14 protein-coding genes and 2 pseudogenes are annotated in these 12423 nt (G+C 45.9%); 7 read left to right on the forward strand and 9 right to left on the reverse strand.

Going from position 1 to position 12423, the window contains the following annotated elements:
* Positions 1–5: 5 nt before the first annotated feature.
* The 3 genes from N288_RS15025 to N288_RS15035 are packed head-to-tail and all read right to left on the reverse strand — an operon-like array spanning position 6 to position 2721.
* Positions 6–668, reverse strand: a complete 663-nt coding sequence (locus N288_RS15025; protein WP_009795454.1) for a 3-oxoacid CoA-transferase subunit B — start codon at positions 666–668, stop codon at positions 6–8.
* The gene (locus tag N288_RS15030; RefSeq protein ID WP_009795453.1) at positions 653–1345 is read right to left on the reverse strand and encodes a CoA transferase subunit A; all 693 of its coding nucleotides are present in this window, start codon (positions 1343–1345) and stop codon (positions 653–655) included. Before N288_RS15030 ends, N288_RS15025 begins: the two co-directional genes overlap by 16 nt.
* A complete protein-coding gene (locus N288_RS15035) occupies positions 1342–2721 on the reverse strand; it encodes an aspartate aminotransferase family protein (RefSeq protein WP_009795452.1) in 1380 nt (459 codons plus the stop codon). Before N288_RS15035 ends, N288_RS15030 begins: the two co-directional genes overlap by 4 nt.
* 162 nt (positions 2722–2883) lie before the next feature.
* On the opposite strand from N288_RS15035, the gene N288_RS15040 reads away from it, so the two are divergent.
* The 4 genes and pseudogenes from N288_RS15040 to N288_RS25875 form a co-directional block, all read left to right on the forward strand.
* Positions 2884–3147 (forward strand): YuzF family protein, encoded by a 264-nt coding sequence (locus N288_RS15040; protein WP_009795451.1) that lies wholly within the window; start codon positions 2884–2886, stop codon positions 3145–3147.
* 138 nt (positions 3148–3285) lie between these two features.
* Positions 3286–3678, forward strand: coding sequence for a hypothetical protein (locus N288_RS15045; protein WP_022544091.1), 393 nt, complete (start codon positions 3286–3288; stop codon positions 3676–3678).
* Positions 3679–3977: 299 nt separating this feature from the next.
* Positions 3978–4568: pseudogene (locus N288_RS25870) on the forward strand (CHASE3 domain-containing protein); the annotation flags it as partial.
* A gap of 342 nt (positions 4569–4910) precedes the next feature.
* A pseudogene (locus N288_RS25875) lies at positions 4911–5543 on the forward strand (methyl-accepting chemotaxis protein); the annotation flags it as partial.
* A gap of 45 nt (positions 5544–5588) precedes the next feature.
* Here N288_RS25875 and N288_RS15055 read toward each other — a convergent pair.
* The gene (locus N288_RS15055) at positions 5589–5759 is read right to left on the reverse strand and encodes a YjcZ family sporulation protein (RefSeq protein WP_009795448.1); all 171 of its coding nucleotides are present in this window, start codon (positions 5757–5759) and stop codon (positions 5589–5591) included.
* Between the two features lie 273 nt (positions 5760–6032).
* Between N288_RS15055 and N288_RS15060 the strand changes: the two genes are divergently transcribed.
* Positions 6033–7124, forward strand: coding sequence for an SGNH/GDSL hydrolase family protein (locus N288_RS15060; protein ID WP_022544092.1), 1092 nt, complete (start codon positions 6033–6035; stop codon positions 7122–7124).
* A 66-nt stretch (positions 7125–7190) separates the two neighbouring features.
* The gene (locus N288_RS15065) at positions 7191–7781 is read left to right on the forward strand and encodes a DUF502 domain-containing protein (RefSeq protein ID WP_009795665.1); all 591 of its coding nucleotides are present in this window, start codon (positions 7191–7193) and stop codon (positions 7779–7781) included.
* A gap of 32 nt (positions 7782–7813) precedes the next feature.
* Here the strand turns inward: N288_RS15065 and N288_RS15070 are convergent, their stop codons facing one another.
* The 4 genes from N288_RS15070 to rsgA form a co-directional block, all read right to left on the reverse strand.
* The gene (locus tag N288_RS15070) at positions 7814–8308 is read right to left on the reverse strand and encodes a PTS sugar transporter subunit IIA (protein WP_009795664.1); all 495 of its coding nucleotides are present in this window, start codon (positions 8306–8308) and stop codon (positions 7814–7816) included.
* A 14-nt stretch (positions 8309–8322) separates the two neighbouring features.
* On the reverse strand, positions 8323–8766 hold the full coding sequence (msrB, locus tag N288_RS15075) for a peptide-methionine (R)-S-oxide reductase MsrB (protein WP_009795663.1): 444 nt from the start codon (positions 8764–8766) through the stop codon (positions 8323–8325).
* Positions 8763–9302, reverse strand: coding sequence for a peptide-methionine (S)-S-oxide reductase MsrA (msrA, locus tag N288_RS15080; RefSeq protein WP_009795662.1), 540 nt, complete (start codon positions 9300–9302; stop codon positions 8763–8765). The genes msrB and msrA overlap by 4 nt, the downstream gene beginning before the upstream one ends.
* A gap of 249 nt (positions 9303–9551) precedes the next feature.
* Positions 9552–10631: a ribosome small subunit-dependent GTPase A gene (rsgA, locus tag N288_RS15085; RefSeq protein WP_009795661.1), complete on the reverse strand. Its 1080-nt coding sequence runs from the start codon at positions 10629–10631 to the stop codon at positions 9552–9554.
* Positions 10632–10951: 320 nt separating this feature from the next.
* On the opposite strand from rsgA, the gene N288_RS15090 reads away from it, so the two are divergent.
* Positions 10952–11716, forward strand: a complete 765-nt coding sequence (locus N288_RS15090; RefSeq protein ID WP_009795660.1) for a DUF4397 domain-containing protein — start codon at positions 10952–10954, stop codon at positions 11714–11716.
* A 122-nt stretch (positions 11717–11838) separates the two neighbouring features.
* Here N288_RS15090 and N288_RS15095 read toward each other — a convergent pair whose 3' ends face one another.
* On the reverse strand, positions 11839–12423 hold the full coding sequence (locus N288_RS15095; protein ID WP_022544094.1) for a YpmS family protein: 585 nt from the start codon (positions 12421–12423) through the stop codon (positions 11839–11841).

Below are 12423 nucleotides of genomic sequence, written 5' to 3' on the forward strand. Positions count from 1 at the left end.
GCCTGCTAAACTATTATTCTCAAATCCTCTGCCACCTGCAGCCTGCAGCCTGTCTTGCTCTTCACTTCCTCTATTGAATAGGGAGCAAACAGCTCCTTCAGGACCATTCCTGTTCCCTTAATTTCAAACACGGCCATTTCAGTTATGACGAGCGATGCACAGGAAGGCGATGTCAGCGGGAGTGTACAATGCTCAAGGATTTTCGGCATGCCATTTTTATCCGTCTGATTCATGACAACAATGACTCTCTTCGCTTTCTGTGCAAGCTCCATCGCCCCTCCCATCCCAGGTACTTTCCTGCCGGGAACGATCCAGTTGGCCAGATCTCCCTTCCCGCTGACCTGCAGTGAGCCGAGAATAGTCAAATCAACCCTCCCGCGCCTGATCATCCCAAAAGCTATGGTACTGTCGCAATATGAAGCCCCCTTAACGCTGGTCACCGGAAAGCCGCCCGCATTGCAGAGATGGGGATCTTCCTGACCCTTAACAGGGCTTGGGCCCATCCCTGTTATGCCGTTTTCTGCATGAAACATAACACTTATGGATTCCGGCAGAAAATCAGGCACAAGGGAAGGAATACCGATTCCTAAATTGACAATCATTCCGTCTCTGATTTCTTCCGCTGCCCTCCTGGCCATTTTTTTGCGTTTATCTATTCCCATGCCCATTTCCAGTTCACTCCCTTTGAAGGAACAATATAATCCACAAATACTCCTGGCGTCATGACCTCATCCGGATCAATAGCGCCTAAAGGGACGATTTCCTCCACCTCGGCAATCGTCTTATTCCCTGCCATGGCTGCCAGGGGGTTTGTATTCCGTGCACTTTTGTCATATATAAGATTGCCGAACGGATCCGCCTTTTTTGCATACACAATTGAGACGTCAGCTGTGATTGCCGTTTCAATTAGATATTCTGTCCCGCTGATAGTATGAGTTGCCTTCCCTGCTGAAACCATCTCATTTGATATGCCGATATCTGTCAATATTCCGGCAATGCCGGCACCTCCAGCCCTGATCCTTTCAGCAAGCGTTCCCTGGGGTGAGAACTCCACTTCGAGCTTGCCTTCATTCATCAGGCGGCCAGCCTCCGGGTTGGAGCCTATATGCGAGGCAATCAATTTTTTGACCCTCCCCAATGTAACAAGCCTTCCTGCGCCTATGTGGGGAAATCCGGCATCATTGCAGATAAGGGTGATATTTTTTGTCCCTTTTTCTATCAATTCCTCTATAAGGGTCGGCGGCGTGCCAATTCCTCCGAATCCTCCTGCGATTATGGACATGCCATCATGAAAATCATTCATTGCCTTTGCTGCAGTCACAATTTTATTAAAGGAGCTGTTCATGAGCCCCCTCCCTTCAGGCTTTCCTGTTCAATGATTCTGTGGAATTCAGACAAAGCCCTGTCTAGGAGTGCTGCCAATTCGTCCAGCTCCTCCATGGTGATGTTCAAAGGAGGTGCAATGATGACCGCATCCCCATGTATGCCATCTATCCCTGAACCGGCGGGGTACAGCAGGATGCCCTGCTCCTGGGCAGCACTGACCAGCTTTTGTCCTGCCATCAGGGACCGGCTGAATGGATCCTTTGACACTCTGTCCTTAACCAGTTCTACACCAAGAAGCAGTCCCTTCCCCCTGATGTCGCCAATGAAGCTGTACTTCTTCTCCAGTCTTCGGAGATGGTCACTCAGGTACTTACCCTTCCTGACCACCTCTGGGATGATTTGCTCTTTTTCCAGATATTCAAGCACTGCCAGAGAAACAGCGCAAGATTGCGGATTGGCGCTCAATGTATGTCCGCTCATGATTGACTTTGTTCCTGCCATAATAGGCTCCATTATTTTGTCGGAGACTACAGCAGCTGCTATCGGTGCATAGCCTGCTCCCATGCCTTTGCCAAAAGCCGCTATATCAGGCTGGATCCCCCAGCTCTCACAGGCGAGCATCGTACCGGTCCGTCCAAATCCTGTCATCACTTCATCGGCTATGAATAAAACATCATGTTTCTCGCAGATTTCTTTTATGACTTTATAGTAGCCGTCTGGAGGGGAAATTGCTCCTCCCGCTGCCCCGATGACCGGCTCTGCAATGAAAGCTGCAATCCGATCGGCTCCAATGCGTTTAATCGCCGTTTCGAGTTCTGCTGCGCACAGATGTCCGCATTGAGGCGCCTCCAGTCCATATGGACAGCGGTAGCAGTATGGCGGATGAACGGAAGGAAAATCCTCCAGGAGAGGGACAAATCTTGCCCTCCTCCCCGGATGGCCTGACATGGAAAGCGCTCCTAATGTGATGCCGTGATAGCTGACCCATCGGGATAAAATTTTTGTCTTTGTTCTTATCCCTTTTTCCTGCCAGTATTGGATGGCTATTTTCATCGCAGTTTCTGTGGCTTCTGAGCCGCTGTTCACAAAAAATGACCAATTCAGATCACCCGGCAAAGTTTCTGCTATTTTCCCGGCAAGGTTCTCAGCTGCTTCGCTGGTGAATTGGGATCTGTATACAAATGAAACCTTTTTAGCCTGTTCCATCATTGCCTGGATCACTTCTTCGTTTCCGTGACCGATGTTCGCTGTCACGGCTCCTGAACAGGCATCCAGATATTTCTTGCCTTCATTGTCATATAAGTAGATGCCTCTGCCCCGTTCAATCGTTGGATAATCGGCATCCAGCATAGGTTTTATCAAAAACGACGGCTGATTCAATGTCGCTTCCCCCATTCACTCACTGGTCTCGCGTGTGCTGCCCCGCTCGCTTCATTATATGAATGTCCACCGGGAATCTTTCTGAATAAATTCCCCGATCACCACTCTCATGCATCATTCCGGGCACCGGATGCCTGGCCAGTGCATATTGTTAACTGAACAGGAGGAGATGTAAAAATGCAGTATCATAGAAACATTCCTGCAGATGTAAATATGATGGGCACTCAGCAAATGCAGTCGCCCGCCCCCGTTTTTCATTTTGACCCTTATGTTTATCAGACGCTTCAAAGTGTATTGGGCAGGAATCTCGTTGTCGAAACGGTGAAAGATACATTGCGGGGAAGACTGATGGATGTAAAGCCGGATCATATAGCTGTTAAGTCTGGAGATGAAATCTTTTTTATCAGAATTGCACAGATTGTGACAATCATGCCCGATTGAGATGTAAACAGGAAGCCATGTTAAGTGCATGGCTTCTTTATTTATTTTTAATTTCAGGATGGACATGTCATTTAAATTCTCCATCGGGGGTAAGAATAGAAAAAGATTACAGTGTTCAGATACAAAGGAGGAATTGAAATGGGCCTGGAAAAAGTCATGATTGCAGCCAGTTTATTTCTATTCTTGATTGCGGGATGCGGAACACCTTCCTATTACACATATGAGGGGAAAAGCAAGAACTGGGACGGCGAGATGGAAATAAAGGCAGATGAAACAATCAGCGAGGCCACAATCACTCTTAAACTGATGTATGACGGTAAAGAAATCCAGGAAGAAAAAGAGCTTGTCTTTTGGGTTTCACTTCCCGGCCATTCTAAAGCAGCCTATCAAACCGATTTTTCAAGCAAAGAAGAATCATCTGTAGAACATGTTTTTGAACACGTCAAATTCCCTGCTGACATTGAAGAGAATTTTACCGTTCTGATCAATCTGGATGGCAAACAAGAAAGACTTCAGCTCACTATGAAATAAGAGAAAAAAACCTGCTGCAGATTTTTTTCTGAATTTCGCTAATTTTTGCAGAGTCCCCCTCTAAAACCTGCTATAATTTACTATATTGTCAGTCTTTTGATCTATGAGCCTGAAAAGGTCTTTTTACCTAGAGGGGAGCGTTCATCATGAAAAAAGTGATTTCATATTTTAAAACGATCAGAGGGAAGGTCAATCTATCCTTTGGAATATTGCTGGTCGTCATTGCTGCGCTATCTGCAGGGTCTATTTTGAGCATTCACAATCTGAAAAAAGAAACGAATTATATCATCGGGCACGATATGGAATTCCACAAACAGCTCCAGCAAATGTCCAAAGCCTACTCAGATATTGAAACAGGGGAACGCGGTTTTGTTATCACAGGCTCGGAGTCGTTTCTTGCTTCATATGGAAATGGCAAAAATATGGTTGATAACAATCTGAAGACGCTCAAGGAATTGAGTGCCGGCAGCAAAGCAAGAATGGAAAAGATCACTGAAATTGAAAATACATACAAAGAATGGCTCGTCTGGATTGATACTGTGATTGAAACACGCAGGGATTTTTCAAAAGAAGAGGCTTCCCAGCTTGTTGAATCAGCAAAGGGCAAAGAAACAATGGATAAGCTGAAGAGCCAGATTCAGTCTTTTGAGGAAGATGAGCTGAAGGCTTCTGAAGAAAGGATTGCTCATCTGAACAGCCAGGTGTCAGCTGCACAGACTGGCACCATGGTACTTGCCGTTGCGGCACTTCTGCTTTCGGCACTGTTTGGATTTACTTTATCCAGAAATATTAAACGGAGCTCAAGTGCAATCAGCTTATCCATGATTGAGATCGCCCAGGCTGGCGGAGATCTGACGAAAAGGATCGAGGTAAAGTCCAAAGATGAGCTGGCAAAGCTGGCTTCTGATGCCAATATGCTGATAGAAGGAATTGCGGGGCTGGTAAGGGAAGTATCCTCCCTGGCCGACAATGTTTCATCCAGCAGCCAGGAGCTGTATGCTTCCAGCGAGGAAACATCCAAAACAATTTCACAGATCGCTGCCAGTGCAGGCCAGATAGCCAGCGGTTCAGAAGAAACCAATAGTAAAATGTCTGCTTCCCTTATCGCAATGGAAAAGCTCAATCAGGCATCAGCATCCCTCCAGGAGAGTGCGGATTCGGTCAGCTCAGCTTCTCAATCCATGCAGATGGCTGCAGACGAGGGGCAGCAGAATGTCCAGCTCGCTTCTGACAAAATCAGATTGATTGAAAAGAGGATGCAGCAGAATACAGTGCTGATCGAAGCACTTGGAAGAAAATCGGCTGATATCAATTCCATTATCAGCACAATTTCAGATATCGCCGATCAGACAGGCCTCCTTTCACTTAATGCAGCCATTGAAGCTGCCCGGGCCGGAGAATCAGGCAAAGGATTTGCTGTGGTAGCCGATGAAGTCAGGAAGCTGGCCGAGCAGTCCCAGCAGGCGGGCAAGCAAGTGACGCTTATCGTCGGCTCCATCCAGGAGGAAATCGCAAAGATCATTGCCGGAAATCAGCAAGGTGCAGAGGAAGTAAAACAGGGCGTCATCATTTCCGAGTCAACGAATACTTCGCTTAAGAAAATCAGGGTCAAGGCTGAGGAAACAGCCGGACATATTGAAAAGATGGCTTCTGAGATAACTGCTTCCCGAAGCCTGGCAGAAGAAGTCACAGCCGCATTTGATTCAGTTTCAGCGATTGCCAGGGAAACAGCAGCCAGCACTGACTCTTCCGCTGCTGCAGCTGAGGAAGGTTCTGCTGCAATGTCCCAGATAGCCGGCTCCTCGGAACAGCTGTCAAGGCAGGCAGAGCAGCTGAGGGCTTTGGTCTCAAAATTCAAAATCTGAATATGCGAAAAGAAAAGGATTGCCGCAGAGGCAATCCTTTCCTTTTTACCATTTACCGTAGCAGCTTGCGCCGATGATAATCAACAGAATGAACAGAACAACTATTAACGCAAACCCTGCATAGCCGCCTTGCGCGCCTGCAACCGGATATGCCGGATATCCATATCCTCCGCTATAGCATGGATCGCACCCGTAGCCTGAGTACCCATAATTCATTTCGAATCACTCCTCGTTTTCTCTGTTTCTCTTTCCATACACCATATGTATTAGGTACTTGACCCGTATGTGCATTCGCCCATATTATTCATAAAACTAACTCTCCATGCCCAAACCTGCTAAAAAACTCTTTTAAGATAACATTCATTGAGTTATTATAAAAAGAAAAGTGGAGGGCGCTTGCTCACGTATAAGCATAGGACACACGGGGCCAGCCGGAGCAGGATAGTATGAAAAAGTAAAATCGACCATCAGGGGGAACTTGAGACACCGATGAAGAAGAAAAGAAGATTAATGGCTGTTATCTCACTGATTTTGGCGGCAGTCTCTCTTTGGAGTCTGCAGATTTTCTCAAGGGCGGACGAAGCAGAGGCGACAGTCTATGAAAAATTGGCACAAAATGAAGATATCCGTTATATGATCATCGGAGACAGCATCGGCAGGGGCTCAGGAGCCGAAAAGAAGGAGCTTACCTGGTTTGCCCAGCTTGAGGAGCTGCTAAAGGCAAAGTTCCACAATGATTATAAAAGAGTTTCAGTCGTCCAAAGCGGTGCAACTGCTTTTGAAGGTATATACAAGCTGCAGCATACAGAACATCAGGGAAGCATCGACCTGATTTTTCTTGTATTCGGGGAAAATGACCGCAAGTATATGACAGAACAGGATTTTTCCTATTTTTATGAAATGCTTCTCAGAAAAGCGAAAACGAAATATCCCGCAAGCGAAATAATTACCATTACGGAAAGTCCGCTGGACAACGAACTTTTTACGAATGAAATCGAGAGAATATCGGACCATTATCACGCAAAAAATGTGAATATGAGAGATGTATTTAAAAAGTCAGGTCTCGCAGATGAACAATTGACCAAAGATCTGATCCATCCAAATGGAATAGGCTATAAATTTTATGCTGAAGAGCTTTTTACTGTCATCAGCTCACTTACAGAAGCCAACCCTGCTATTGCTTCACTGGTATCACCCATCCACGATGCTGCCGATTTTTCCATGGACAGAAAAAGCTATGCCCGAAAGATGGAAGGGGATTTCCGGTATCAAAACGGATTTCTGAAAAGCTCAGCGAAGGGCAGTTTCCTGGAATATGAATTTAAAGGCACCTTTGTGGGTGTAAATGTATTGAGGAGTAACGAAGGCGGCATGCTGGATGTCTTTATAGACGGCCAGTATTATACCACCCTTTCCACCTGGTGGCCATTTGAGAGAAAAAGGGCGCTATATGCAGCAAGCGGGCTGCCTGACGGACCGCATACCATTAGATTTGTCGTGAAGGGCGAACAGAGCCTCCAGAGTCTATTGACCTACTCGTCTGTCAGCATATCCTCGATAATCGTGCCGGAAAAACAATAAAGAGCACTGGGCTGCCATGCGGCAGTTTTTTTTTGCGGAGGAAACAATTGTAAAGGAGAAAATAAAATGAAAAGCCTTCTGAAAAATTTTATTAATGGTATTCTGACAATTGTACCAATCATTCTGGTGATATTCGTCATATACAAATTATTCATGTTCCTGGATAATCTTCTGGGCAGCACCCTGAAGCCCTATTTGAAGGAAGATTATATTCCCGGTGTGGGACTGCTGGCTACAGCTGCAGCCATTACGATATTGGGCTGGCTGTCAACCAAATTCATTACCGGCAGCGTGATCAGGTTCATTGACAGGATACTGGATCGGATTCCGCTGGTTAAGACCATCTACTCTGTCATTAAAGATACAATCAATTCTTTTCTAGGTGAAAAGCGTGCCTTTTCCAAAGTGGCTATTGTCACCATACCAGGCACCGGCATGAAAAGCATCGGTTTCATAACAGCAGAAAATCTGGAACATTTCTATGAGCCTTTGAAAAATGATATTGCTGTCTATATCCCGCAGACATTTCAGGTGGCAGGCTTCACATTCCTGATTCCAAAGGACAAGGTAGAGATCATTGATGTAAAGCCGGAGGATGCGATGAAATTCATCTTATCCGGAGGCATGGCCACCCATAAGGGAAATGCTTCTGAATAGAAAAAAGCCGTCTTCCAACGGCTTCTTTTTCATTATTTAATAACAGTGATAACAGGAGTCTCCCCGCGATTTACGGCTCCTAAAGGTTTCTTTTCAATGGAAGAAAGAGCATCTCCATTGGTAATGATTACAGGAGTGACCGTGCTTTTAGCCTTTTCTTTAACCAGATCAATATCAAAGCTTACTAGCTTGTCCCCGGTTTTCACTTTTGAGCCTTCGGAAATGTGGGTTTCAAAGCCTTCCCCTTTCATTGATACCGTTTCAAGACCGATATGGATCAGAATTTCCGCTCCATTTTCAGCTCTTAAACCGATCGCATGCTTTGTCGGGAACACTTGTACAACCTCCCCATCCACAGGTGAAACGACAATGCCTTCAGAAGGTTCAATTGCCAGTCCGTCTCCCATCATTTTTTCTGAGAATACAGGATCCGGAACTTCGGCCAAATCAACCGCCTTCCCTGTCAATGGCGCCTTCAGCACTACCTCGGTAATTTCTTCTTTTTTGCCAAATAATTTCTTGAACATTCAAACACCGCCAATTATTTTTTCTCGTCCTCGCCAAAAAGCTTTTCATACTCTTTATATCCTTCTTCTGCGAGCTTTTCCTTCGGGATGAACCGCATCGCAGCAGAATTGATGCAATAGCGGAGCCCATTTGGCCCGGGGCCGTCATCAAACACATGGCCAAGATGGGAATCAGCTTCCTTGCTCCGCACTTCCGTCCGGACCATGAAATGGCTCATATCCGCTTTTTCAATGATTTCTTCATCCTGAATCGGTTTGGTGAAGCTCGGCCAGCCGCACCCTGCATCATATTTATCTCTTGAGCTGAACAGCGGCTTGCCGGAAACGATGTCCACATAGATACCGTCATTAAATTCGTTCCAGTATTCATTCCGGAACGGCGGTTCTGTGCCATTGTTCTGCGTCACTTCATACTGCATCGGAGTCAGATTCTTTTCAAGGTTTTCTTTATTCTTCATTTTATGTCCCTCCAGTTGTTGCGGATGAACGCATCTCGTCCCGAGCCGACGCGATATGATTCGTATCTGTCCGGATTCTTCTTATAATAGTCCTGATGATAGTCCTCAGCAGGGTAGAATTCCTTGCCGGGCAGTATCTTTGTCGCAATCGGCTTATTGAACCGGCCGCTCTCCTGAAGCTGCTTCTTTGAATCCTCTGCAAGCTCCTTCTGTTCATCATTATAATAGAAGATGGCAGTCTGGTAGGACTGGCCTCTGTCAAAGAACTGGCCGCCAGGGTCGGTTGGATCAATCTGCTGCCAGTAGACATCAAGCAGTCTGCTGTAAGAGTAGACCTCAGGATCGTAAGTGATTTCAACAGCTTCATAGTGCCCTGTCGTTTCGGAGCAAACTTCCCTGTAGGTTGGGTTTTCAACCGTACCTCCTGTATATCCGGAAACTACTTTTTCAATTCCGGGCTCCTGGTCAAATGGTTTGACCATGCACCAGAAACAGCCTCCGGCAAAAACAGCCTTTTCGAATTTCTTCTCATTCACTTGAAGACACCTCTTTCCAGCGTTACATTCACCTTACTCTTATTCCCTTTAAAACAGGGTTTTAAAGCTATCCTCCCTAGATTATCCGATTATGCCGGGTGAGTGCAAGCGCTTTGCACTGATCTGGCGACAGGCAGCTGTTTTGTCTAATTTAAACATTAAGCCGCAATTGGAAAAAGCCACCTGAACTCAGGAGGCTTTCAATATCGGGTATATGCAGCTGACCGGAATAGCATCGGCCATTCTAAGTTAATGCCTGGTTCTATGCTTTACTTGCTTATGGATGCTCTTCCATTTTTTCTTTTCATCCGACTGGGCTTTTTTATCCATCCTTCTGTCGAGGTATGCCAGCTCACGCTGAAGCTTTTTATAGCTGGCAAGCCTGCTTTCTTCCATTGCTCCATCCTGTATGCTGCCCAGGACAGCGCAGCCTGGCTCATCCTCATGTGAACAGTCCCTGAACCGGCAGGAATCCGCGAGTGCTTCAATATCAGTAAAACTTTCGGACAGCCCATTTTCACTATTCCAGAGCTGAAGCTCCCTCATGCCCGGTGTATCGATAAGTACACCTCCGTCAGGAAGAAGGAACAGCTCCCTATGTGTTGTCGTATGTTTTCCTTTATCATCATCCATGCGTATCTCCTGCACCTTTTGCACTTCTTTTCCCATGAGATAGTTCGTAAGTGTTGATTTGCCTACACCAGAAGAGCCAAGCAGGGCAACTGTTGATCCATGGCCGATATAGGGACGGAGCTCTGCAATCCCCGATTCAGACATAACACTGACCGGAATCACAGGCACTCCCATGCTGACTGATTCAACGAGCGACTTTTTCTCCTCCGCATCTTGACACAGATCTGCTTTGGTTAGGATGATGACGGGATTTGCACCTGACTCCCATGCCAGAAGCAAATAACGTTCGATCCTCCGGAGGTTCAGGTCGTCATTCAGCGAATTGACAAGAAAGATGGTTGAAACATTGGCTGCCACAATTTGCTCTTCAGTTGTATTTCCAGCCATTTTACGGGAAAACTTGCCTATCCGCGGCAATAGGGCCTGTATGGTCCCTTTTTGCTCTCCTATTCTTGGCTTCACAGCCACCCAATCACCGACTGCGGGGTAATCTTCCCTGCTGCCTGCAGCAAAGGCATATTTGCCTGAAACCTCGCAAAGCAGCTCTCCTTCTTCAGTCCATACACGATACATCCTTTTATGCTCAAGAGCCACCCTGCCGGGAATAAGCCCTTCCGTTGCGAGATTATGAAACTCTGTTTCAAAATGTGCTTCAAAGCCGATTTGTTTTAAGTTTGTATTCATTATTTCCTCCATGCTGACCGTTTTATTTGTTTTTTGACATAATAAAAAACCATTGGCACACAGCCCATGGTTTTAGTCAGCATAAAAAAAGAATAGAACTATTCTCAGGTTTATACAGCTACTCTCCGGGCCGTGCTCATTGAAAATACAATCTCATTTCTTGCAAATAATAATTTCCCCATAGCACTTCACCCGCTTTCGCTTGTATTTGTTACCATTATATTCTTTTTATCATCGGCTGTAAACACCTTTCTGAAAATTCCGCTAGGCACACACCTATCCTTGGAGGCATATCATACTCTGAGAATATTTGAGGATAGGAGCGGAAAGGTATGTCTTTTAACAGAGATCATCATGATGATTTTGCCAAGGCAAGTAAATACGATCTTCTTGCCAAGTATTATAAGTACAGTGATCCTGCTTTGCATGTTGCCTATTATTATCAGCATCTGAAATATATTAGAAGGGCCGTACAAAGCATGCGAATGGAAGCCTCCCAGTCTTATGGAAGCATGCGGCAGCCAGCTATGGTCCGGGTTGTGCATGCTTCCCCAGATGCACCCAACGTCGATATTTATGTAAATGGCAACAGGATATTGAAGGATTTCCCTTACAAAGATGTCAGCGGCTATTTATCCCTTCCGGCCGGAAAATACCAGATAGATATCTATCCTGCCGGTGATATGGTTTCAACCGTTCTCAGTAAAAAAGTCACTGTGGAAGGCGGAAAATCCTACACGCTGGCAGCAGCAGGACCGGCTGCCAAATTGAAGCTGCTGGCATTCGAAGATCAGCCTTCTGTACCGGCCGGCGAAACAAAAGCCAGATTCATTCACCTTTCACCGGACGCACCGGCTGTCGATATTGCCGTCAAAAAAGGAGATGTCATTTTCCCGAACATCTCTTTCAGGCAGGCGACTCAATATTTAGGGCTGACTCCGATGACAGTCGATCTCGAAGTCAGGGTTGCAGGTTCCAGCAATACAGTCCTTTCCCTTCCCGGTGTCAAGCTGCAGCCGAATAAAGTGTATACCATCCTTGCAGTGGGTACAGCAGCCGGGGAACCGCCGCTTGAAGCCCTTATTATTGAGGGATGACCAAAACCCATGTCCTGCCATTATTGAAACCCTGCCGGCCATTGCCAGCACGGTTATATTGCCTTGCAGCTATCAATCTCTTATTGGAACGAAAAAACTGGCTGAAAAATCAGCCAGTTTTTTTATTTAGTAGGAACATATAAGGTAACGCGGATATCATCCTTTTTTAAGTCAAACTCATCCACCTTAACTTTCAGATCACTCTTCAGTTTCATATCCTGAAGGGAGACATATATCTGCTCTTTATCTGGCTGGATGACAACTCCTTCTGGCAGCTGATATCTGTCGCGGACAAATTTCAGCACATAAGATACCGGAAGGTTCAGCTGGCCGACAGCAATGGATTTCTGGCTAAGGACAACATCGCCGTTGTCCAGTGCTTCAGGCTCGAAAGTCAGTTTCATTTCCAGGTTTTGACTGAAAACCGGGAGATTCCCATAAAGCTCAACCTCATCATCAAGAATCACTTCATAGTCAATGGGGCCGTCCAGCCCCTCCTTGGCAATATAGTGGGCAATGATTCTGTTGAGGTCTCTTTTATTAGTCTGAAGGTGAAATGGAACATACCCGTCTTCATCCACCTCTGTGGTATTAATCGCTTCATCTTTTGCCGGTAGATTAATCATAACGAAAAACAGGGCTATGAAGGCAATCACAATCCCCAATAAGAGGAAAAACAGGACCTTCCATTTGTTTTTTTTGTTCAA

The organism is Bacillus infantis NRRL B-14911 (genome assembly GCF_000473245.1).
Lineage (GTDB): Bacteria > Bacillota > Bacilli > Bacillales > Cytobacillaceae > Bacillus_AB > Bacillus_AB infantis.